The sequence below is a fragment of the Halomonas sp. NYA30 genome, assembly GCF_976980765.1.
Genome location: NZ_OZ334477.1, coordinates 2454643 through 2476883, shown reverse-complemented (window position 1 = coordinate 2476883; position 22241 = coordinate 2454643). Strand labels below are relative to the sequence as shown.

The following is a 22241-nucleotide window of genomic DNA, read 5'->3' as shown; positions in this document are numbered from 1 at the left end:
GGTTACATGCAATAATAGCGCTGTATTGATGTAGAGACGGAGAGTCATGGACGCAATTTATACGTTCTTTTTGGTAGGCGGTTCGCTAATGGCGCTCAGCATTCTGGCCAGCCGTCTATCGTCGATGATGGGTGTGCCGCTGCTGCTGATCTTCCTTGGGCTAGGCATGCTAGCCGGTGAAGAGGGCGTGTTGGGCGTTGAGTTTGATGACTACTCCATGGCCTTTGCCATCGGCCATCTAGCACTGGCCATGATTTTGTTAGACGGTGGCTTACGTACCCGCCTCAAAACCTTCCGGGTGGGTTTTAAACCCGCGCTTTCCCTCGCGACCTTCGGTGTCTTTATCACCAGCGCCATTGTTGGCGTTATCGCGATGTGGATTTTTGACCTAACAATAGTGCAGGGCCTGCTGGTGGGCGCCATCGTAGGTTCAACCGATGCCGCCGCGGTTTTCTCCATGCTCAGCGGTCGCGGTGTTAATCTCAACGAGCGGGTAGGGGCGACGCTGGAGATTGAGTCGGGTACCAACGACCCGATGGCAATTTTCCTCACCTTGATGCTGGTTGAGCTGCTAGTGGGTGATATTGGCGGCCCCACTGAAACCCTGCTGTTTTTCATTTCCCAGTTTGGTATTGGTTTGATTGTCGGGCTCGGGGGCGGCTGGCTGAGTGCCAAGCTGCTGCGCTGGCTCGATTTAGCCCCGGGCCTTTACGCCATGTTGGCGCTGGCGCTGGGGTTCAGCGTGTTTGGTTTAACCAGCGTGCTTGGCGGTAGCGGCTTTTTGGCGATCTACCTTGCTGGTTTGATGATTGGTAACCAGCCCGGACGCCACCTTAACTTTATTCTGCCGGTGCACGACGGCTTGGCGTGGTTAAGTCAAATCGGTCTGTTCCTGGTGCTTGGCCTGCTGGTGACGCCCAGTGAGCTATGGGACGTGGCGTTGCCCGCGGGTTTGGTGGCCCTGGCGCTTATCTTTATCGCCCGCCCGCTGGCGGTGCTGATCACCATCAAACCGTTCTTTAAATTTCGCTGGCGGGAAACCTTCTTTATTGCCTGGGTGGGCTTGAGAGGGGCGGTGCCTATCGTGCTGGCGATATTCCCGGTCATCGGTGGGGTCGAAAACGCCTCGCTCTACTTTAACGTGGCCTTCGCCGTGGTGTTGATGTCGCTGCTGATTCAGGGCGGCTCGCTGACGCTGATGGCCAAGTGGTTGAAGGTGGAAGTGCCGGTAGGCACCGTGCCTAACCGACGCGGCCCGCTGGGCATCCTGCCGGAAAACGACTTTGAGCTGTTTGTGTACGGGGTCGAGAACCAGGATTTAGAGGACGTGCCTATTCGGCTGCTGCGTTTTCCATCAGGTGCTTTGATTTCAGCGCTGTTCCGCGACCACGCCATGCTGCACCCGAAGGGCAGCACGCGCTTGAAGCTGGGTGATGTGATTTGCGTGATCGGCCGCTCAGAGGACTTGTACGCGCTCAACCGATTATTCAATGGCGATGCCAAGCTCAAGCAGGAGCGCGCCTTCTTCGGTACCTTTACCCTGGATGGCACCGCACAAATGCAGGATATCGCCCAAGCCTATGGCCTAACGCTCAGCCCCGGTGAGCAGGAGATGACACTGGCGGAGTTTATTGCCCTGCGCGTGGGTGGCCACCCGGTAATCGGGGACGACGTCGATTGGCATGGCATTCACTGGGTGGTCAGCGATATGGAAGGCGGAAAGATTACCCGCGTCGGTTTACGTTTGTACTAAAAGGCATTGACTTCCAAGGGAAAGCTGTTATTATACGCACCCATAAGCCGGAGGGATGGCAGAGCGGTTGAATGCACCGGTCTTGAAAACCGGCATAGGTTAATAGCCTATCCAGGGTTCGAATCCCTGTCCCTCCGCCAAGTATTACGACTAAGCCGCTGATTTCAGCGGCTTTTTTGTTGCCTGAAGGTTTTTGACCCACACTTTGACCCACACCTTGCAATTGGCTCTCTTCGAAACGACTGGGACGCCTATGGACAGTTCTTCTATCCATGAAGGCGTCTACAGGCATACCACTGAGCATCCTTTCCCAAAGCTTCACCCACATGACAGTCCTAATCTGCTATTCCAAAGATGACACAGACTGCAGACATCTTTATTGTAGTCTTAAGAATTATGAGTATTTGCCATAGACAGATTTCGACCCTGAGCGGACATCCCGTCAGAAGCGGCATGCTGCTTCTGCTGTGTTATGCGGCTGGTACGATAATCTATTCTATGCAGCCTATTTATAATCAATTTTTTTAATATCAATGAGAAAGATTGTTAATAAAGGGCTGTATTATCTCAATAAACGCGCCGTCGGGTTTATTGAGGTTATGTGGACGGGTTTATAATCACTGTTAAGTATCAAGGATCTTATGAGCAAGAATAGTAAATCTAAGAGAGATGCCAAAAAAAAGGCGAAAAAGCATCTGCAGAACAAAAAGCAAGATTTAGCCATGCGCGAAAAGCAAAAAATCCCAACGATCTTTCTTGATGAATCAGGAAATACAGGCTCGAATCTACTTGATCCAGACCAGCCTGTTTTCACTCTATCTAGCTGTGTATTTTCTGAAAAGGAATCTGAGAAACTGCTAGCTCTTGTAGATTCCAATTCTCCACATGAAGCACATTTCAAAAATCTGAAACGGAGAAAATCTGGTCAGGATGGCATCATTAGGTTAATGAGTAGCCAGTTACTAAATACAAAAAATGTGAAAATAAACATATTTTTAAAGGAGTTCATGGTAACAACTAAGATCGTCGATCTTCTTGTCGAGCACATGTTACACCTGATGGGCGAAGACCTCTATTTAAACGGAAGGAATATCGCTCTTTCAAACATGCTTTATTACTGTTTGCCATCATTTTGTGACAAGGATATGGTTCAATCTATGTACAAATCCTTTGTGGTAATGATTCGAGACCAAAAGCAGGACGATATTGACAACTTTTACAGCAGTCTTGAAAAGGTAAAAGAGTCTTCGTCTAGCGAGGATTTTAAAGAAGACATTGACTTTATTATAGCTACGAAAAATTGTATCCACGATGCTCTTAACGGAATTGACAAATTTTCCTTAGATCCATCAATACCAGCATTGTTTAGTCACTGCGCTCAATGGGGAGACGCATATCCGAAAGGTTTTCATATCATTCATGATGATTCTCATAGCATAGAAAAGCAAAGACTCTTGTTTGCACAATTTATGGACTGGACTCAGGACGAGGTGGAGCTTGGTTACGATCGAAGGAAATATAACCTCCCTCTTAAAGGAAAGTCTTTAAAGTTCGCTAGCTCCAAAGATTATTCACAAATTCAGGTAGCAGACATCATAGCTAGCTCATTTTCATACTGGGCTGCAGGAGTTAGTCGCGGCGAGACCGAGGATTACTTATTTTTAGAGCTTAACAAGCTCAATTTAGATCGATTTATCGGCCACAATAAAATATGGCCAACAATGGATGTAACGCCAGAGGATTTAGGCACAGTACATGATGGTGGTCTGAATGCTGCAAACTATACGCCGTTCTTTTTAGAAAAAGCCATCCCGAATCCAGATGTTGCGAACACTTAACAAGTCAATTAACTACGCGCCTTTCAGGCGCCGGACGCAGCAAAGCTGCGCCGGTTATTGAGGCGTTATATCAGCGCCTACTAAAAGGCCGCTTTTGGCCGCTAATAGCCGGACAAAGACGGCCCAACAGGCCGTCGTTTATCCTCATCAAACCTCTGTCTGTTCTGCCATTTCCAGCGCGTCATCTACCTCTATCCCTAGATATCTGAGGGTGCTTTCCAGCTTCGTGTGACCCAAGAGCAGCTGTACTGCCCTTAAGTTTTTCGTACGTCGGTATATCAGAGACGCTTTGGTGCGGCGCATTGTGTGCGTGCCATAGCTTGAAGGATCTAAACCTATTTCGGTGACCCAGGCTTTCACGATACGGGCATATTGGCGCGTGGACAGATGCTTTGTGCTATTAATGCGGCTGGGAAACAAGAAGTCTTCGCTTCTGAGTTGAGCAAGCTTTATCCAGTCCACAATAGCGATACGGGTTTGCTCGGTTATTTCGAACTGGACAGGTCGATGCGTTTTTTGCTGCATCACGATGGCTCGTGGAGATATGCACGCACCATGGGCTATATCTCGTAATCGTAAATTGACGAGGTCGCAGCCTCGTAACTTGCTATCGATGGCTAAATTGAAGAGGGCAAGGTCTCTCGTCTTTTTGGCAAGCTGTAGGCGCACACGTATGGCCCAGATATCTCGAAGTCGCAGAGGCGCCTTCTGCCCAACTAACTTGCCTTTATTCCAGGGTGTAGGTGTACGGGAGATTTCAGTCACAACGTTCATAGCATGTTCCTCCATCAGGTGGAGGTCAAAGAATGGCTCAATTCACGCTTGTTATATGCTAAGGTTAATTTGCGGTCTGGGCCCGACCCAAAGCGACCCATCCAGCCAACGCGGCATGCTGGTTCATCAGTGTTAGCACCTCAATGTAAGCGGTACTTTGAGCCAATCCAAAATAGGGACTATAGAAAATTGTTTGAGCATATCAAGAAGAGAATAATTAAAGGACTAATCGAAGAGATATCCTGCTTAGACGCAACAGGAATTGAACTGGTTGGTCATAACTATATTTCTCAGCGTGAAAAACAGACTCTAATTCACCATGGTCTAAATAAGGATTACATGCCTTCGGGTTACACAGTAGACACATTTTCTGATGACTCTTCGATTGTCGGAGAATATAGTGCCGAGAAAGGCTACTTCGATTATTCGGGGAAAAAAGATTCACCTGTTTATTCAAAAATAAATAAAGATATACGTCATGCTTTGGGCCATAAAGGCAACTCCGCTCCAGAAAAGATATACCTTATTAGTAATCAAGAAGAGAATTCATCTTTTCGCGCAAAGTTTAATGCTACACAGATTGGTCAGCAACACGCGGAACGGCTCATAATAATCGATGCAAGAGAGCTTGCTAAAGGCGTATATGAGCAGTCAATAAACAATCCGGCCGCTGCCGATTTTTACAAACAATATTTTCCAACGTTCTCTCAAAATATGGATAATTATGAGTACTTTGGGAAATTACCAAACGCTTGTGATGAATATGTATACACTGATGAGATTAACGATGCCATTAGCAATCACTTTAATACTGGAAACAGTGTTTGCGTACTACATGGAATCAGCGGGTCAGGGAAGACCCAGTCGGCTATCGATTTCGTCAGAAGAAATGAATTAAATTTGCCTAATTATATTTGGATTGGAGGTGAGGATTGGAATCGAGATACTTCACTTAGTTCTGTGCATAGAAGTAGAGGTGGGGCGCCAGTTAATGTCGCTGGGCTATTTAATTCTGAAAAATCTATCCTTGTTATCGATAATTTTGGATCCGGCCTTGAAGAAAGTGATTTTGAAGAATTGAGGTCGGGGTTTGAAAAAGGAGGGGTTGTTCTAGTTACTTCTCAAGTTTCTGTGCCGCAAAGTTCAATATACCTCTCTATTCCACAATTCTCGATAAATAGTGCCCTCGAACTACTAGGGGAAACAGGTTCTTCAGCCTCTGAGTTATGCAGAGAATTCATATCAAGATGCCGTTTTTCACCACTAATTCTCTCGATGACCAAAAAGCTAGGCGATGAACAGGGAATCGATAAAGAAACTATCTATAGGGAAATTCTAGACGAACCAGAGTTGGTCGATGACTCTAGTGGCGCATCAATTGTAAGGAAAATTCTTTCTAGCTTGCCTCAAAGTTCTCTTGATGCGCTAAAAAAAATAGCTAATTCAGGAATAAATTCTCATGATATTGAATTTTTGAGGAAATACATTGGTGTTCTAAGATGCAATTCTCTGCAAAAGTTGTCAATTCTTGTTCCCGAGAATACACCTGGAGTTCTTCGAGTTCATGAGCTTATATCTATTGCTGTTCAAGACGAATTAAATAGCTCACTTTTAGTTTCTTCGGTTGAGGATTATATATCATCAAATGCCGGTGATATGACTCCAAGTTTTCTTCGACAGATACATTTGTGTTCCGATATTATACTCAAAGAGCATCAGCGACGTGGATCTAGAGATATTGACTGGCTACATTACTCCCTACTGCAGTTAGAAGGAGATATAAAAGTAGAGCTTCATAGTGAGATACATGAAATCGCTCTTACCGAGAACGATAGTTTACAAAAGATTAAGAGCGTTATAGACGCTAAGGAAATTCATTCGTATACGATTGATGATAACGAGGAGAGGAAAAGCTATTATAGTGACTGCGCCAATTTATATGACGATCTCCTAAATAAAAATATATCTGAAGAGATACAACTGGAGCTCCTTCATCATAAAGGTAAGTCTCTTAGACGTTCAGGAATGTATACTGAAGCCTTAGAATCATTCAACCAACTGCTAGTGTTAAAGCCTGAATGGCATGCAACTTATGGACAGATTGCTCACTTAGGAACTCAAAATGGAGTAGAGAAAGATGTAAAGGACGCTGGTGAAAAAGCTATGCGAACTCTACTAGGATTTATCCAAGATGAACTGTTTTCAGTCCCCCTCCGTGTCTCATTAGCTGCTCTTGCTAGATTAAGATCATATGGAAAAATTGTTCGAGAGATTAATGAAAAAAAAGATTTAGTAAAGAAGCTGGCTGATGTGATATCTCTGTCGGCCTTAGAAGGCCTAGGTCAATTTTATGAGGCATTCGTCTCTTTTACATCAATGTTTGGATATAAGCATAGCATTGCGTGCGTCAGAATCGCAGAATCCATACCGGAGTTAATAGCTATCCCGCCAAATCAAGTTGAAAAAAGGCAATGGGTAAGCGCATGTGAAGCACTTACCAATTCATCAGTGGCAGCCGGAAGAGAAAATAACGTGAGGCTTGCCAAGTTATTGATTGATTCGGCTTTATCATTTGCAAATGAAATTAGCGGCAGTGAACAGCTCCGCTCATATGATGGAAGATGCGTGGCAAAAACATATAACATAGGTTTGGAACCAGAAAAATCAATAATAGCAATAATGAAAGTTCCCGAGGAAGAAGTAAATCATTGGTTATTATATGAGAAAGCAAAAGCACACTTAGAGCTAGGGGAAGGTAACTATGAAGAAGCGTTATCCAGTGCTAAAGAGTGTTTTTCTTCAGCAAAAAGCGATGATAAAGCATCTGCAAGAATATCTATCTATCATGACCTGCTTAGTAGTTGCTATATAAAACTCGATGATCATAAAAATGCAACTCGAGAACTTCGGGAAGCAATTGAAAATTGCTCCAATGAAAAATATAGGGCCGACCTGGAGCTTCGGTTGAAAGAACTCTCCGAATGCTAATCGGGTAGCCGGGGGTGTCTAGCCCCCAGCCCCCACAACACCCTGCATGCGGAACCGCACAGGGCGTTTCACTCAGTAGTGAAGCTTGATCCATCCATCGCGCAGTGATACCAAACCGGCTTTCTTCAGGTATTCATCCGATAATGCTTGGTTAATACCCGGCGTTTTGGAGCTGCGCCACGGGCCTTTGCTGGTGATGCCACAGGCAACGGCAGCCTGCACTCGAACACCCAGCCTGATTAAGTTTCTTACCTTGGTGCGGGGTTTCCGCCATTGCCGCCAATAGGCCATACGGATTCGTCGGCGTATCCAGTGATCAAGCTCGTAACACTCTTGATAACAGTTGGCGATGCCAAAGTAATTGATCCAGCCCGCAATGTACTGGCTGGTCTTAAAGAGCTGGTATCTCATGCTGACGCCCCAGTTTCGGTTAGTGAGCTGCCGAATTCTCTGCTTGAATTTCAGCAGGGCTTTCGGGTGCCATTTGATTCGCCCGTTCTTGAAGGTAAAGCCCAAGAACTTGCTTTCATTGACACTCACTACCTGACTTTTGTCGGTGCTGAGTAAGCGTCCATTCCGCGACGTTCTGCCACCCCGCTAAAATTCGCCCTAAAGTAACCTCACAGTTTCCAACACGAGGTTATCGCCATGAGAAAGCACCGCACACCCGACCAGTGGCAGGCTTTGGTCAATCAGCAGCGTGACAGTGGTCTGTCAGCTCGGCAGTTCTGCGAACAAGAGAACATTGGTTACGCGAGTTTCTGCAACTGGCGCAAGCGCCTGTCTGATCCGTCGGCCGATGATTCGGCTGGATCCGGTGAAGCCAGCTTTCTGGATTTGTCGTCACTGATGGACACATCGCAATCCTCCGGCCCAGGCTGGAACATTGTGCTCAGCCTGGGCAATGGCGTTGAACTGCGGCTGAGCCAGAACGGGTGATCGGGCTCGATAGTCAGGCCCGGATCTGGCTGTGCACCGAGCCCACCGATATGCGCAAATCGTTCCGGGGCCTGAGTGCCCTGGTCCGGAATCAGTTGAAGCACGACCCTCTCAGCGGCCAGTATTTCGTCTTCGTCAATCGCCGCAAGACTCAGATGAAGATGCTGTATTTTACGACCACCGGTTACTGCCTGTGGGCCAAGCGCCTGGAGCAGGGGCAGTTCCGGGTGCCATTATCTGCCTCGGGGCAGCGAGCCCTGACCCTGACGGATCTGCAACTGCTGATCGATGGCATTGAGGTGCAGAAATACCGCCAGTTCAAGCGTTTTCGAGGGGTATAGAAGACGGACTTCCGGTATAATATCGGTCATGAATTCAACGGCTTCTGATCCTTGTCCCAATGCATCGTCCTCCTCGGCTCTGGCCGATGAGAATGCACTGCTGCGTGAGCAGGTCCAGATCCTGCAGCGCCAGCTGGACTGGTTCAAGAAGCAGCTGTTCGGCCCCAAGTCCGAGAAGCAGGTGTTTGATCTGCCGGGCCAGAACAGCCTGTTCCAGCCCGATGAAGCACCGCTGCCGGAGCAGCCTGCTGGCGAAGAAAAACGCACCATCAAGGCCTATCAGCGCGGCACCGGCAAAAAGCAGCGGGACGACGACTGCTTGAATGACTCCGGTCTGCGCTTTACCGCCGATGTGCCGATGGAGGTCATTGAGCACCTGCCACCGGAACTGACCGGGCCGGAGGCTGACCAGTACGAAGTGATCGGTAGCAAGACCACCTACCGGCTGGCCCAGCGTGCCTCCAGTTATGTGGTGCTTAAGTGCGAACGCCCGGTGTTCCGGCGAAAGGGGGCCGAGAAGCCGGTGACGACTCTGGCTCCGTTCAACGTGCTGGACAACAGCCTGGCCGACGTCAGCCTGCTGGCCGGGCTGCTGGTGGACAAGTTCCAGTTCCACCTGCCGCTGTATCGTCAACACCAGCGCATCCAGCAGGCCGGTATCACCGTCAGTCGCAGCACCCTGACGAACCTGGTCAAGCGTGCCATCGACCTGTTGCGACCCATCGTGGATGCCCAGACCGACAATGTGCTGCGCAGTCGGGTGCTGGCCATGGATGAAACGCCCATCAAAGCCGGTCATCAGGGCCGGGCCGGCCCGCAAAAGGGCAAGATGAAAACCGGCTGGTTCTGGCCGTTATACGGCGATGCCGACGAGGTGGTGTTCACCTACTCGAACAGCCGTGGGCGTGCCCATATCGAAGAAGTACTCAGCGAATCGTTCAGCGGCACCCTGATCAGTGACGGCTACGCGGCCTATGCCCGCTACGCTGCCGCTCAGGAGAGCGTCACCCATGCCCAATGTTGGGTGCATGGTCGCCGTTATTTTATCGAGGCACAGAAAGATCACCCGGAGACAGTCACCAACGCGCTGCAACAGATCGCCAAGGTGTACCGGAATGAAGAGGCCATCAAAACCCAGGGGCTGACTGGCGAGAAGAAACGCCAGTACCGGTTGGATCACTCGAAACCGGTGGTCAGCGACTTCTTCCAGTGGTGCCGGGATCAGTTGGCACAAGGCGGCCTCGTGCCCAGCGACCCGCTGACCAAGGCCCTGAACTACGTGCTCGGTCGCGAAGCGAGCCTGACCGTGTTCCTGGAAAACCCGGACGTGCAGCCAGACACCAACCACCTGGAACGGGCGCTACGCCCCATTCCAATGGGCAAGAAAAACTGGATGTTCTGCTGGACCGAACTGGGCGCGGAACACCTGGGCATCATCCAGAGCCTGATCAGCACCTGCAAGCTGCACGATATTAACCCCTACACTTACCTGGTGGACGTGCTGCAACGCGTCAGTCAGCATCCCGCCAGTGAAGTGGCGAACCTGACTCCACGGCGCTGGAAAATCCGGTTCGCCGAGAATCCGCTACGGGCTCTGATCGATCCCCGTCATCCGGACCGACAAGCCACGCAACTCACACCGGTGGAGGTCGTCCATGCGCATTGAGGACATGAGCATCGACGAGTTGCTGGAACTGAACCAGTACATCTGCCAGCGCATTGATGAACTGCAAGAACAGGAAACCCTGCAAGCCTTGAGTCGGTTGCGGGTTGGTCTGAAAGTGACCTTCGAAGGCCGAGAAGGACCGGTGTTGGGGATCGTCACCAAGATCAACCGCAAGAGTGTGATCGTGCTGGGCGAGGAAGGCAGGAAACAGTACAAGGTCTCGCCGGAGTTACTTAGGCCTCTGCGTGACGTGAAGTAGGTCAACTACGTCGTAGGATGAACGCTTACGGTGCTGATCACCAGTGACAAGCGGTCTTCTATAAAGCGGGTGATGCTTTTCAGCACCCTTTCTCCGGCACGCTGGCTTTTGACCAGAATGATGAAGTCGTCGGCATAGCGTGCAAAGAGGTGGCCACGCTTTTCCAGTTCTTTATCCAGAGGGTCGAGCATGATGTTGGCCAGCAGAGGGGACAGAGGCCCCCCTTGCGGAACACCTTCTCGCGTCTCCTGGAAGAGCTGGTTATCGATAAACCCAGCTCGTAGATACCGAGCGATCAGCTGCTTCAATCGCTTATCATGAACCCGTCGGCTCAGTAGCGACATCAGCAGGTCGTGATTCACTCGGTCAAAGAACTTGGACAGATCGACATCTACAGCAATACGCCGTTTCTGCTTGATGATCTGTTGCACCTGCTCGACCGCTTGGTGTCCATTTCTACCCGGCCTGAACCCAAAGCTATTGGGTGAGAAGGTCGGGTCGAAGATCGGGGTGAGCACCTGAGCAATGGCTTGTTGTATAACTCGATCAATCACCGTTGGAATACCCAGCAATCGCTTGCCGCCATCGGGTTTGTCGATCTCCACACGCCTAACCGGTTGTGGGTAGTAGCGACCACTAAGAAGCAGGTCTTTTACCTCGTCCCACTCACCGGATTTCACCCAGGCTGGGAAGGCCTCAATCGTCATCCCATCCACCCCGGCGGCCCCTTTGTTGGCTCGAACCTGTTTCCATGCCTGCTGTAAATTGGCAGGCGAAAGAAATTGCTCGAACAGATCGCTGCTAAAGGCTGGCTTCGAGTCAGCACGCTGAGTCGTGTCATTGCCGTTCGGCATTCGCGTATTCAAGTGTGACAAGGCTCCTCCTTTTACTGAATGTTCAGGCCTTCACCCTGTCCTGCCCATTACGGCAGGCATTTGGCTACTATGCCTTCTGCTGACCTCTGCTTAATCACGCACAGGGTTGCCCCAGTTCGCGCTATCGGTTTTCATCGGTTTGCTCTTTTCAGTTGATGAGGCTGAAAAGCCCAGGCACTTATAGACCAGAGCCTGACTGGTTAGCTGACCGATCGCTGGTTAAGCAGATCTCCCCAGATAAGCGCATGAACTTTCACTGCACTGCTGCATCATTTACGGTGGCCGTTAGATCACCTGGCTTCGTTGTCTTGTGCCAACTCGCCTCCAGCCTACGCCTCGTATGATGTTCTTGTTCATCAGCTCGCAGTTTTGCGTCCGGCTTCCTCCAGACAAGACCTCGCGGTCTTGCCCTTGCCATTCGCTAGTAGTTGTCGCCTACTATCCTGAATATCAGGGTGAGGCGGTGATCTTCCTACAGAGGACTTCCACCTCATTAGTTCATGCCCATGCTGGGCGTACACAAAGCGCTGCTGTCGGACAAGTTTTCCGCTGCGCTCCAAACTTGCCGCAGAGCGCGGCGTTAGGTTTTCGATATTATGATCGACTCCGAGTCATATGAAGATACATTAAAAAGCTATGAATCTGCCCTCGAATGGATGCAGAAAATTGGTGTCAATCTTGGTGCTGGACGGACATCGCATTACGAGAGCCTTGTCAGCTATTGGGCTGAATCATATAGAACAGCTTCGATTGAAGAGGGAAAAAGGATCTTTCCGAGCTTTGTGAATTCGATGCTGGAAATTCACGATTTTGTGAGCGTCTACAAAGCCTTTAAAGATATTCCTGCCGCAAAGCTTGGAGGCATTGGCGCAAAGCTCAATAAAGCAGTGAATGGGCCAATAACTTTAGAGGAGGAAACTCCAGCTTCCACAACAGCTAGGAACTTTCTGTTTGAGGCGTTGGTTGCGGCAAGACTCCATGCTCCAGTTCGAGGCGCATCTGCAATTCTCGATGCGCCGTCAGATACCGGGGTGCTATTTGGCGGCAACAAAATTTGGGTCGAATGCAAGCGTGTAACATCTGAGAGAAAGATTGAGAAGAACGTCAGAAAAGCCTCACGCCAGTTAGCCTGGATTTCTCATAGTACCTCAGCCAGTACCGCACTCAGGCTGTAACACCGCTAAACACCTACTGGCTCGACTTACATCGGCTACTTTTTAACCACTTTCCGGCGTTCAGACACACTTCCCCCTTTCCCCCATTGCTTCGGGCCGGGGGCGCCCGAGCAGTCAGTTAGGAACCAACCGCCTGACGAGATCGGATAGCGCCGTTTTATAGGGGTAGCTGTCACTCATGAGTACTCGGATTCGACGCGTATTGCGGATGATGACCGCGCCTACTTTGATGAGCTTGAGCCTCAGGTTGCTCGGACTCATGCGCGCGAAGGGCGTGTGCTTCAGATAAGTCCGTAACCGCTCGAACAGCGTATAAGCGAAGCCCGACAAGATCAGCCGCCACTGATTGGCCCACCAGTGCGTGCTGGAGGTCCGGTCAGCAAACAGGCTCAGTTGTTGATCCTTGATCCGGTTCTCCATGTCACCCCGGGCACAGTACTGCTCGTAGTAAAGCTTGAAGCCATCATCGTAACGGGAACTGATGATAAACCGGGGATTAGAGCCTAACTCGCCTTCTTCTAGGCGGGCCACCACCCAGCGTGAGTATTTCCAGGAGTGGGCTTGATACTGGAAGCGGAACGTCCCCGCTACTTTCCCTCCCACCTGCCATTGGGTCTTGCGCACCAGCATCATGGGGACGTCCACTTCCTTGAGCAGCCGGCTGTTCTTGGCGATTCCCACGATGTAGTCGACGTGATGCCGATCACACCAGTTCAGCATCCGGGGACGACAAAAGTGGCTATCACCTCGTAACACGATGCGCGTATCGGGCCAGTATTGACGGATAAAGCGTACCAGTAAGGCGAGGATCGCCCAGCTATGGCGGCTGTCGCTGCGGTCACTGGTGCGCAGATAGCTCACCAGTAAGTGGCGCCCACAGAAGACATACAGTGGGAAGTAGCAGTGGTGATCGTAATAACGGTTAAAGAACTTGCCGGGTTGCTCGCCATGCACGGGGATGTCGGTGCCATCAAAGTCCAGCACGATCTCCTTTGGTGGTTCGTCATGCTGTTCAATGAAGTGATGCCACAGCAACTCATGGGCCTTCACTATTGCTTGCCGATCGGCGTTCTGCTCCACCCGGCACAGCGTCGACTTGCCTGCCAGCGTATCCTCTTCACCGAGCGCTGTCTGAAGGGCCTGATCATAGCGCAGGGCCTCATGGTCGTTGAAATCTTCATAGCCAGCGGCGACACCGAACACCCGCTGACGAACCAAAGTGTCGAGCTTATGACGAACCTGTTCCGGTGCGCGGGGATCATGAAGCACGGCGGCCAAGCGGCGTGTCAGGCGATGCTGTTTATCGACTTCACGAAGCAGGAGTAATCCGGCGTCCGACGTAATGTGGCCCCCGGAGAAGTCGGCTTCAATTTGGCGGCGTGAGAGTGGCGAGAAGGTCAGCTTTTCAGGTACCATTTTGGAAGCGGCTGTTGGTGCTTGATGGATTGGTTAGGTTCTTGAAATCATAGCACTTTCAGCCGCTTTCTTTTATACCCTGTGAGAAATCCGGGTTAGAAGAGGTGTTACATAAGAAGATGGGGGCGAGGAACAGAGGAATGGTCGCCCTTGATGTATCGAAAATCTTTAACCCGGGGGATCGCATCTTCGTCCGTGAAAGCGACGCGCATTTGCTTCAATCTGTCGACCGCTTAATGAACGATCTAATTGAACGCTTTTCTCCAGTTTGGCAAAAGGTTTATGAGAGACGGGATCGTAAAGTAATTGGAACAATCGCGCGTTTTGCGTTTATGTCTGTATCAGAAGAGCGCAACTTGCTGGTTCATACAACTCAGTGGGGAGTGAACCCCCGTGTTGGTACGTCTGGTCAGAATGAAAATATACAGGAAGAGCTCTCTTTCGCTTTAGATATCAACTGAAGTTAATGAGATCGAAACCTAACCAGTCGCTGTTGCCGGACAGTTTTTCCTCTGCTTTGCAGCTCATAAACTGCCGCAAAGCTTCGCGTTATATCAGAGACGACTAAAAGGCAGCTCCTGGCCGATTCTTGCCTTCTAAAGGGAAGTTTGCTGGCTGATCAAGCCATCCCTTTCAGAGCTGAGTAAAGGTCTATTTTCGTGAAGAAAAACTCCCTCTGCTTCACTTGATCGGTAAAGCAGAGGGGAGGGCTGTAACGTGAAGGCTTGTATTGCCAGAGGATAATCTTGCAAATACATATAAAAAATTGCTTATGATCAGAGTTTTTATGCTTATGCGCAATTTTCAGAGACGGGTGATAATGTTGAAGTGCATGCGCATTTTTCTAACGAGCCTTACTAGCAGGAAATGGTATTTACCCCATTTATATCAGTGGATTAGATGATTTTTGGCAAGGTAGGGCTTCCCAGATAAAACTCGCATGCGCATGAAAAAGTTTGTTAAATTACCTGAGAGGTCTTAAGCATGCACGAATGGGATGACGATATCGAGGCGCTTGATATGAGCGCTGCCGAAAAAAATGGCCTGCAGGTTTCTCGAAATTATATAAAGGCAGCGCAAGACGGAGAAATAAGTGATGAACAAATGGGGGCTTATAGCTATGCTAATGAGTTTAATAATTGTTTCGTTAGTCATGATCTGGAACCAGTTTCGAGAGGACCTTGATAAACCGCCACTTCATTCCTTGGCGTTTCACTGGCTTTTGAATCGCTTGCCCCCAAAATAAATACTGTCCTAGCAAGCGCTCATTCAACGTTAATTGCATGATCAGTTCCATAGCTACTCAATGGCCGGTGTATCTCATCACAGATGCGATCACATGAGAGGAAAGCGCTTAACAGTGGCTTTACATACCTCATCTGACGACTCAATATCTCACTCAGGATTCAACTCTGGCGAGTAGGTCGAACATATGCAAACGGTGTGCATTCACTCAACGACTTTTTGCCTGAAAGGTGTATCCTGGCGTTATCGAGCACTACAAAGTGAGAATACAGTTTTTTGCGCACTTAAAACTCGTCAAACGCTTTGATCACCGTCTTAGCTGTCACTGACCTCGTTGTGGTATGGCAGATCATTTTCTAGCAGCTCTGAGCCCCTCAATACGTTCAGCCTGCGGCTACATAAGTAAGCGGTTACATTGTATGCCCGGTGAGACTCCACGCGCAGGGTATCGACTAAGTCATTTTTTCAACGCTCGGCGAAGGTTCATCCTGCTGGCGGCTTCTTCTTCAAAACAAGTCTGCCGGGATCGAGTCTGATGAGGCTATGTTGTCCTGCAGTTGCTGATGATCACGATCGTCCAAGACAGGCGTGAGACCAAGGCAAAGCTTGTCAATCAATTAATCAAGGCCTGACGCTTCCCATTGCTTGAGCCATAGTGATGAGGCATTGCTGCGAAGCTCCGGTATCTCTCTAATGTGGTTCTATGACCTTCCCCCTCTGTCAGCCTAGTTGTCCAGTTGGCAATATCGCCTAAATCACATCCAGAGGGAGCGGCATGGAGCACGTGTGCCACGTTATTCTAAAGAGCGTAAAGCGGCTGTCTTGAAAAAGTTACTGCCGCCCCACAATCGTAGTGTGGTGTCAGTTGCCACTGAAGAAGGCATCTCTGACGCGACGCTGTATAGTTGGTTAAAACAGTGTCGAGAAAAAGGAGTACCTGTGCCGGGTTACACCCAAAGCGACAGCGAATGGTCGCCAGACGCCAAGCTCGCGGTGGTCATCGAAACTGCCACCCTGTCAGAAACAGAGCTTGGGGCTTACTGCCGCGAAAAAGGTCTTTATCCCGAGCAGATCCAGCAGTGGAAAGCCGCTTGTCTCCAGGGCGCTGGTCAACAAGACGATCAGCAAAAAACGGCACAAAAGCAGCGTAAAGAAGACCGTAAGACGATCAAACAGCTCAAAGCGGAAGTGCGCCGCAAAGATAGAGCCTTAGCGGAAACCACCTCGTTACTGGTGCTCTCAAAAAAGCTCGACGCCTTGTACGGCGAAGACCCGAACAGCGGCGGGGACGACTGACACCGCTTGAGGAACGTGCAAGGCTCATTGCGTTGTTTGATGAAGCGGTCACCGGGGGCGCTTCCCGTTATCAAGCAGCGGCGATTATCGACGTGAGTGAGCGCACGCTGAAACGCTGGCGTTCTGGGGAGGGCGCTGTGGCTGAGGATCAGCGTCTACACGCGGTACAAGGCAGTCAGCCGCATCAGCTGACTCATGAGGAGGAACAGGCCATTTTAAACGCCTGCAATCGCCCCGAGTATCGAAGCCTACCGCCGTCTCAGATCGTGCCGTCACTGGCTGATCAAGGGGTCTACTTGGCCTCCGAGTCGTCGTTCTATCGGGTACTGAAAAAGCACCAACAGCAGCACCACCGCGGGCGCATGAAGCCACGTCGCCCAGTGCCTGAGCCGACGAGCTTTACGGCCACTGGGCCTAACCAAGTCTGGTGCTGGGACATCAGCTACTGCTCTTCCGTTGTGCGTGGCCAGCACTGGTATCTTTACCTGATCATGGATATCTACAGTCGCAAAATCATCGCCTGGGAAGTCCACGATGCGGAATCAGGCGAGTTAGCGAAACACCTGCTGGAACGCGCCTTATTGCGCGAAGGTTGCTGGCACCAGCCTCCAGTGCTGCACTCGGATAACGGTGCGCCGATGACGTCTTATACGCTGAAAGCGAGGTTAACAGAGCTTGGGATGTTGATGTCTTACAGCCGACCGAGAGTGAGCAATGACAACCCTTACTCAGAAGCGTTGTTCCGCACCGTCAAATATTGCCCCGCATGGCCTACAAAGGGCTTTGCATCGCTAAACGCGGTACGTGACTGGATGCTGACGTTCGAACGTGCTTACAACGAAAAGCACCTGCACAGTGGCCTTCGCTACGTGACGCCCGCTGATCGGCATCGAGGTGTCGACCGAGAACGCCTTGAACATCGCAAAGCGGTGTATGAAAGCGCCAAGCGCCGACATCCACAGCGCTGGTCAGGCAACACCCGAAACTGGGAAGTACCTGGTTCGGTAGCGCTCAACCCTGGCAAGCTGCAGGAAGTTGAGCGTAATAAACGGGCTGCTTAGAGGCAGCCATTTGGACAACTGGGTTGAAAATTACCGCCTTGATGGCTAAACAAGATGGCATGTGAGCGGCAGCGTAGAGCAGGCTACTACCATGTTCATTAGAGAGAGACAGCGTCAGTGAGGAGCGCAGCGAAACGCTGCAACATGGTTCCAGTAACACAAAAAATCTAAAAAATAACTTAATAATTAATAGATTAAAAATTCCATGATTTTGATGATGCTAAGCTAGCATTACATAATGGCTATCATATGGGCGAGTATCATGAGCACTCAAACGAAAAAAAGCGAAGTCAAAATACTTCATGGCAGTCGGAGCTACGTTCTTCATGAGCTTCAAAAAATTCACTCTGAAAAACTCTTGGCCATTCAGGCAGACCATTTTAAAGCCAGTGAATTTAAGCAATTCGGGGATAATATCAGCAAAATCGTTTTGGCCATGCGAGGTGTTTTTGCTGAAAAAATCGAACAAAAAGCACTATTTCAAATAGTGGAAATCCTTACAAATGTACCGGTAGCAAAGCCACACCTGCTTCAGGAGGTCAGTATGAGCATCAGCGCTCGCAAAGCGGTTATTAACAGTGGGGAATGGCTCTCTGCAGCACAGATAACGGAGTTAGCTGACCCTAGTGCTAGTGACCCCAGTGCACAGCCCAACAGGTGGAAAAAAAAGGTCAGATCTTTGCCATCAAGCATAATGGTGTAAATTACTATCCAGGCTTTGCACTCGACTCGACTGCAGGCTACCGACCATTAAAAGCAGTGAAGGAAATTATCGATATTTTCAAAAGTACAAAAGGTAGCTGGGAAATGGCCTTTTGGTTCCAATCTAGTAACAGTTGGTTAGGCGGCCTTAAGCCACAAAATTTATTAGCGAACGATGCTCAAAGTGTCATATTTGCGGCCCGCAAAGAGGTCGAAGAGATCGTACATGGATAAACTGGCCAAGCTTGCTGAGCTTAGCCGATACTGCAAAGAGCTATATGTTGCTGACAGGTTCTGCTTTTGGCCGAACAACGACGGCCCAGGATAGGTCGTCGTTTGTCCTTATTAAACTTCAGTCTGTTCTGCCATTTCCAACGCATCATCGACCTCTATCCCTAGATACCTGACGGTGCTTTCCAGCTTTGTGTGACCCAGGAGCAGTTGCACTGCCCTTAAATTTTTCGTTCGACGGTATATCAGCGACGCTTTGGTGCGTCGCATCGTATGCGTACCACATACTGACGCCTCCAGACCTATTTCAGTGACCCATGCTTTCACGATACGGACATACTGGCGTGTTGAAAGATGCTTTGCGCTATTGATGCGGCTGGGAAACAAGAAATCTTCGTTTCTGAGTTGAGCAAGCTGTATCCAATCCATAATAGCAATGCGGGTTTGCTCGGTTATTTCGAACTGGACAGGTCAATGCGTTTTTTGCTGCATCACCATGGCTCGTGGTGATATGGACGTACCATGGGCTATATCTCATACTCGTAAATTGACAAGGTCGCAGCCTCGTAATTTGCTATCGATGGCTAAATTGAAGAGGGCAAGGTCTCTCGTCTTTTTGGCAAGCTGTAGGCGCACACGTATGTCCCAGATATCTCGAAGGCGCAGAGGCGCCTTCTGCCCAACCAACTTGCCTTTATTCCAAGGTGTAAATGAGATTTCAGTTGGAACGTTCATGGCATGATCCTCCATCGGGTGGAGGTCAAAGAATGGGTTGCCTCAGATGTCATGGCAAACAACCCATAAAGGAAAAAGTTGAGATCAAAATGTTCGGGCTAATGCACGTGAGGATAATATCCATAGTGAACATGAACAACTGAGTGATTTATCTTCGAGTAGATATTGTTACTTAATAGCAATCATCCTAAGTCGTAAAGCATTGCCAATCACGCTCACTGAAGAGAGTGACATCGCCGCCGCCGCGATAATCGGTGATAACAGCATACCTGTGAAGGGGTACAAAATCCCTGCGGCAATGGGGATGCCTGCCGCGTTGTAAGCAAAGGCAAAAAAGAGATTTTGGCGAATATTACGCATGGTGGCTTTTGAGAGCTTATGCGCCGTGGCAATACCGGTAAGATCTCCTCGCAGTAGAGTAACCCCAGCGCTTTCTATCGCCACATCGGTGCCGGTTCCCATGGCAATGCCGACATCCGCTGTAGCCAGCGCAGGTGCATCGTTCACGCCGTCGCCGGCCATGACAACAATGCGCCCTTCATCACGGAGACGCTGAATCACTCGGCCTTTATCCTCTGGAAGCACTTCAGCTTCGACCTCATCAATGCCTAGCCGACGTGCCACAGCGTTGGCGGAGGTGCGATTATCGCCTGTCAGCATCACCACTCGAATGCCGTCAGCCTGGAGTGAACGAATGGCTTCTTCGGTGGTTTCCTTGACCGGATCGGCAATGGCGAGCAGCCCAGCTAAATTCCCGTCGATGCTCGCAAAGATGACAGTAGCACCGTCGCTGCGCAATTGATCGGCATGTGTGTCTTGAGACTGGGTGTTAACGCCCTCGCTTTCCATCAATAGCCGGTTGCCCAGGGCAATACGCTTGCCATCTATCTGGCCTATAACGCCCATGCCATTGGGAGCCTCGAAGTCCAACGCTTCTGTTAATTTTACCTCTGCCTCTTTAGCCTTTTCGACTATTGCATGGGCCAAGGGGTGCTCGCTGCCTCGCTCAAGACTAGCTGCCAAGCGCAAAAGCTCCGATTCAGCAATGCCTTCAGTGAGAATCAACTCGGTCACTCGTGGTTTGCCTTCGGTAAGCGTGCCGGTTTTGTCGACGACGACGGTGTCGACCTTCTCTAGACGTTCAAGAGCTTCGGCATCGCGAATCAACACGCCTAACTGGGCACCGCGCCCTACACCGACCATAATTGACATGGGGGTAGCAAGACCTAGCGCGCACGGGCAGGCAATGATCAGAACACTAACCGCCGCAATAAGGCCAAACGCCATCGGCGGGGTAGGGCCCCACAATGACCAGGCGATGAAAGCCACAACAGCAATGAGAATAACGACGGGTACAAAGATGCTGGCGACTTTGTCGGCAAGCCCTTGAATGGGTGCGCGGCTGCGCTGGGCGCTGGCGACCATTTGCACAATCTGCGACAGCATCGTGTCCTGGCCCACCTTGTCAGCGCGCATGACAAAGGATCCTTGACCATTGATGCTGCCGCCAATGACGCCATCGCCGACTTCCTTTTTCACCGCTAGTGGTTCGCCGGTAACCATGGATTCGTCAACGTTGGAGCGACCTTCCATCACTTCGCCATCTAATGGCACCTTATCGCCGGGGCGCACCCGGAGACGATCCCCTACCTGAACCTGGTCAAGAGAGATATCTTCCTCATTGCCCTGATCATCAAGGCGTCGAGCGGTAGCAGGCGCCAAGTCGAGCAGAGCACGAATAGCGCCAGAGGTTTTTTCACGAGCGCGTAGCTCTAATACTTGTCCCAGTAAAACTAAAACGACAATCACTGCCGCTGCTTCGAAATAAACGGCCACCGAACCATCGGCTTGACGGAAGGCGTCGGGAAAGATGCCCGGTGTGAGGGTGGCCAGCAAACTGTAGAGCAACGCGGTGCCGGTACCGATCGCGATTAGCGTGAACATATTAAGGCTGCGATGCACTAGCGAACGCCATCCGCGTACAAAGAATGGCCAACCTGCCCAGACGACTACCGGCGTTGCCAGCAGCAGTTGAATCCAGTTAGAGGTTTGCTGGGAAATAAAATGCATAAGGCCAAACACGTGGCCACCCATTTCTAGGGCAAACACGGGGAGGGTCAGTACTAGGCCGATCCAGAAACGCCTGGTCATGTCCTTGAGTTCGTCCGAAGGGCCGGTGTCAGCAGAGACGGTCTCAGGTTCCAGCGCCATGCCACAGATTGGACAGTCGCCTGGGCCTTCTCGTCGAACTTCTGGGTGCATCGGGCAAGTATAAATAGACCCCGAGGGTACTGACGCTTGTGACTGTTTGCTTGGCTCAAGATACGCATCAGGCTTGGCAATAAACTTTTCCTGACACTTTTCTGAGCAGAAGTACCAAGTCTTACCCGCGTGATCGGCACGGTGGCGGGAGGTATGGGGATCAACGTCCATGCCACAAACAGGGTCTTTCACCTTTGTCTCGTTATGGTCTTCAGACATCGTTCATTCTCCCCGTTTGGCGAACAAGGCGCATGGCTTCGTGCTCTTCAAGTGCTAAAAGGGAATCTAAGAGCTCTTTAGCCTCAGGAATTTCCGCTTTGCCAACGAGGGTTCGATAAAGGTTTATCGTTTGTTCATGGAAATCAAAAACCTCTCGGCAAATGTCGTCAACACTTAGCGTGGAATAGGGCGCATCGCAGGTACGATGCGTACGGATAGGTTTATGCTCCAAATAGTCATAAACGTAGGTTTTTAATGCTTTCGCGTCAGCAGTCTGTTCAAAGCGCGCCACAACGCGCTGCATTTCCGCTTCCTGTGCAGCTAAGTAATTGAGCAACATGCGAGCGCGCTCTTCTTCGTGTATATCGGCGCAATGAGCAAGGCAAGCTGCAAGATGCTCGTGTAACTGACGGGTCCAATCGATCAATTCACCAAAGGTTCTAACGTCCATTTGGTACCTCCTATA

At 50.2% G+C, this 22241-nt stretch carries 18 protein-coding genes, 1 tRNA gene and 1 pseudogene; 13 read left to right on the top strand and 7 right to left on the bottom strand.

The window, feature by feature from the left end; translation table 11 throughout:
• Positions 1-46 precede the first annotated feature (46 nt).
• The 3 genes from ACWI0H_RS11495 (at position 47) to ACWI0H_RS11485 (ending at position 3591) form a co-directional block, all read left to right on the top strand.
• On the top strand, positions 47-1753 hold the full coding sequence (locus ACWI0H_RS11495; RefSeq protein ID WP_133732840.1) for a potassium/proton antiporter: 1707 nt from the start codon (positions 47-49) through the stop codon (positions 1751-1753).
• A 49-nt stretch (positions 1754-1802) separates the two neighbouring features.
• A tRNA-Ser gene (locus tag ACWI0H_RS11490) sits at positions 1803-1893 on the top strand.
• 501 nt (positions 1894-2394) lie between these two features.
• Positions 2395-3591, top strand: coding sequence for a DUF3800 domain-containing protein (locus tag ACWI0H_RS11485; protein ID WP_050713457.1), 1197 nt, complete (start codon positions 2395-2397; stop codon positions 3589-3591).
• 147 nt (positions 3592-3738) lie between these two features.
• Here the strand turns inward: ACWI0H_RS11485 and ACWI0H_RS11480 are convergent, their stop codons facing one another.
• Positions 3739-4365, bottom strand: a complete 627-nt coding sequence (locus ACWI0H_RS11480) for a tyrosine-type recombinase/integrase (protein WP_050713459.1) — start codon at positions 4363-4365, stop codon at positions 3739-3741.
• Positions 4366-4554: 189 nt separating this feature from the next.
• On the opposite strand from ACWI0H_RS11480, the gene ACWI0H_RS11475 reads away from it, so the two are divergent.
• On the top strand, positions 4555-7353 hold the full coding sequence (locus ACWI0H_RS11475) for a hypothetical protein (RefSeq protein ID WP_050714167.1): 2799 nt from the start codon (positions 4555-4557) through the stop codon (positions 7351-7353).
• A 72-nt stretch (positions 7354-7425) separates the two neighbouring features.
• Here the strand turns inward: ACWI0H_RS11475 and ACWI0H_RS11470 are convergent, their stop codons facing one another.
• Positions 7426-7893, bottom strand: a complete 468-nt coding sequence (locus tag ACWI0H_RS11470) for a group II intron maturase-specific domain-containing protein (protein ID WP_485873522.1) — start codon at positions 7891-7893, stop codon at positions 7426-7428.
• 108 nt (positions 7894-8001) lie between these two features.
• On the opposite strand from ACWI0H_RS11470, the gene tnpA reads away from it, so the two are divergent.
• Genes tnpA through ACWI0H_RS11450 form a run of 4 tightly spaced genes read left to right on the top strand, consistent with a single transcriptional unit; the run spans position 8002 to position 10558 of the window.
• Positions 8002-8292, top strand: a complete 291-nt coding sequence (gene tnpA, locus ACWI0H_RS11465; RefSeq protein ID WP_172416383.1) for an IS66 family insertion sequence element accessory protein TnpA — start codon at positions 8002-8004, stop codon at positions 8290-8292.
• Positions 8289-8633, top strand: a complete 345-nt coding sequence (tnpB, locus tag ACWI0H_RS11460) for an IS66 family insertion sequence element accessory protein TnpB (protein ID WP_004578760.1) — start codon at positions 8289-8291, stop codon at positions 8631-8633. Before tnpA ends, tnpB begins: the two co-directional genes overlap by 4 nt.
• Before the next feature lie 28 nt (positions 8634-8661).
• Positions 8662-10299 carry an IS66 family transposase gene (gene tnpC / locus ACWI0H_RS11455; RefSeq protein ID WP_172416382.1) on the top strand — a complete coding sequence of 546 codons (1638 nt, stop codon included), beginning with the start codon at positions 8662-8664 and terminating at the stop codon, positions 10297-10299.
• The gene (locus ACWI0H_RS11450) at positions 10289-10558 is read left to right on the top strand and encodes a hypothetical protein (protein ID WP_062375866.1); all 270 of its coding nucleotides are present in this window, start codon (positions 10289-10291) and stop codon (positions 10556-10558) included. Before tnpC ends, ACWI0H_RS11450 begins: the two co-directional genes overlap by 11 nt.
• 5 nt (positions 10559-10563) lie before the next feature.
• On the opposite strand, the gene ltrA is transcribed toward ACWI0H_RS11450, so the two are convergent.
• Complete coding sequence (gene ltrA, locus ACWI0H_RS11445; protein WP_485873521.1) at positions 10564-11433, bottom strand: group II intron reverse transcriptase/maturase; 870 nt, start codon at positions 11431-11433, stop codon at positions 10564-10566.
• A 596-nt stretch (positions 11434-12029) separates the two neighbouring features.
• Between ltrA and ACWI0H_RS11440 the strand changes: the two genes are divergently transcribed.
• Positions 12030-12608, top strand: coding sequence for a hypothetical protein (locus ACWI0H_RS11440; RefSeq protein ID WP_485873520.1), 579 nt, complete (start codon positions 12030-12032; stop codon positions 12606-12608).
• A gap of 114 nt (positions 12609-12722) precedes the next feature.
• On the opposite strand, the gene ACWI0H_RS11435 is transcribed toward ACWI0H_RS11440, so the two are convergent.
• On the bottom strand, positions 12723-14024 hold the full coding sequence (locus ACWI0H_RS11435; protein WP_035565795.1) for an IS1380 family transposase: 1302 nt from the start codon (positions 14022-14024) through the stop codon (positions 12723-12725).
• A gap of 140 nt (positions 14025-14164) precedes the next feature.
• On the opposite strand from ACWI0H_RS11435, the gene ACWI0H_RS11430 reads away from it, so the two are divergent.
• The 4 genes and pseudogenes from ACWI0H_RS11430 (at position 14165) to ACWI0H_RS11415 (ending at position 18329) form a co-directional block, all read left to right on the top strand.
• Positions 14165-14485: a hypothetical protein gene (locus tag ACWI0H_RS11430; protein ID WP_485873519.1), complete on the top strand. Its 321-nt coding sequence runs from the start codon at positions 14165-14167 to the stop codon at positions 14483-14485.
• A 523-nt stretch (positions 14486-15008) separates the two neighbouring features.
• Positions 15009-15209, top strand: a complete 201-nt coding sequence (locus ACWI0H_RS11425) for a hypothetical protein (protein ID WP_092490835.1) — start codon at positions 15009-15011, stop codon at positions 15207-15209.
• Positions 15210-16055: 846 nt separating this feature from the next.
• A pseudogene (locus tag ACWI0H_RS11420) lies at positions 16056-17626 on the top strand (IS3 family transposase).
• A gap of 262 nt (positions 17627-17888) precedes the next feature.
• Positions 17889-18329, top strand: coding sequence for a hypothetical protein (locus tag ACWI0H_RS11415; protein WP_485873518.1), 441 nt, complete (start codon positions 17889-17891; stop codon positions 18327-18329).
• Positions 18330-18673: 344 nt separating this feature from the next.
• On the opposite strand, the gene ACWI0H_RS11410 is transcribed toward ACWI0H_RS11415, so the two are convergent.
• From ACWI0H_RS11410 to ACWI0H_RS11400, 3 genes are all read right to left on the bottom strand, one after another.
• Entirely contained in the window at positions 18674-19015 is a 342-nt protein-coding gene (locus ACWI0H_RS11410) for a tyrosine-type recombinase/integrase (protein WP_269449327.1), read from the bottom strand.
• Between the two features lie 447 nt (positions 19016-19462).
• On the bottom strand, positions 19463-21775 hold the full coding sequence (locus tag ACWI0H_RS11405) for a heavy metal translocating P-type ATPase (protein ID WP_008958466.1): 2313 nt from the start codon (positions 21773-21775) through the stop codon (positions 19463-19465).
• Positions 21768-22226, bottom strand: coding sequence for a hypothetical protein (locus tag ACWI0H_RS11400; protein WP_008958467.1), 459 nt, complete (start codon positions 22224-22226; stop codon positions 21768-21770). The genes ACWI0H_RS11405 and ACWI0H_RS11400 overlap by 8 nt, the downstream gene beginning before the upstream one ends.
• Between the last annotated feature and the right edge of the window lie 15 nt (positions 22227-22241).

What these genes read in the sequence shown, in the direction of transcription:
- ACWI0H_RS11405 (WP_008958466.1), bottom strand. Translation starts at nt 21,775, where the DNA reads ATGTCTGAAGACCATAACGAGACAAAGGTGAAAGACCCTGTTTGTGGC.
- ACWI0H_RS11430 (WP_485873519.1), top strand. Translation starts at nt 14,165, where the DNA reads ATGGTCGCCCTTGATGTATCGAAAATCTTTAACCCGGGGGATCGCATC.
- ACWI0H_RS11415 (WP_485873518.1), top strand. Translation starts at nt 17,889, where the DNA reads ATGAGCACTCAAACGAAAAAAAGCGAAGTCAAAATACTTCATGGCAGT.
- ACWI0H_RS11440 (WP_485873520.1), top strand. Translation starts at nt 12,030, where the DNA reads ATGATCGACTCCGAGTCATATGAAGATACATTAAAAAGCTATGAATCT.
- ACWI0H_RS11480 (WP_050713459.1), bottom strand. Translation starts at nt 4,365, where the DNA reads ATGAACGTTGTGACTGAAATCTCCCGTACACCTACACCCTGGAATAAA.
- ACWI0H_RS11495 (WP_133732840.1), top strand. Translation starts at nt 47, where the DNA reads ATGGACGCAATTTATACGTTCTTTTTGGTAGGCGGTTCGCTAATGGCG.
- ACWI0H_RS11485 (WP_050713457.1), top strand. Translation starts at nt 2,395, where the DNA reads ATGAGCAAGAATAGTAAATCTAAGAGAGATGCCAAAAAAAAGGCGAAA.
- ACWI0H_RS11450 (WP_062375866.1), top strand. Translation starts at nt 10,289, where the DNA reads ATGCGCATTGAGGACATGAGCATCGACGAGTTGCTGGAACTGAACCAG.
- ACWI0H_RS11425 (WP_092490835.1), top strand. Translation starts at nt 15,009, where the DNA reads ATGCACGAATGGGATGACGATATCGAGGCGCTTGATATGAGCGCTGCC.
- tnpA (WP_172416383.1), top strand. Translation starts at nt 8,002, where the DNA reads ATGAGAAAGCACCGCACACCCGACCAGTGGCAGGCTTTGGTCAATCAG.
- tnpC (WP_172416382.1), top strand. Translation starts at nt 8,662, where the DNA reads ATGAATTCAACGGCTTCTGATCCTTGTCCCAATGCATCGTCCTCCTCG.
- ACWI0H_RS11435 (WP_035565795.1), bottom strand. Translation starts at nt 14,024, where the DNA reads ATGGTACCTGAAAAGCTGACCTTCTCGCCACTCTCACGCCGCCAAATT.
- ACWI0H_RS11400 (WP_008958467.1), bottom strand. Translation starts at nt 22,226, where the DNA reads ATGGACGTTAGAACCTTTGGTGAATTGATCGATTGGACCCGTCAGTTA.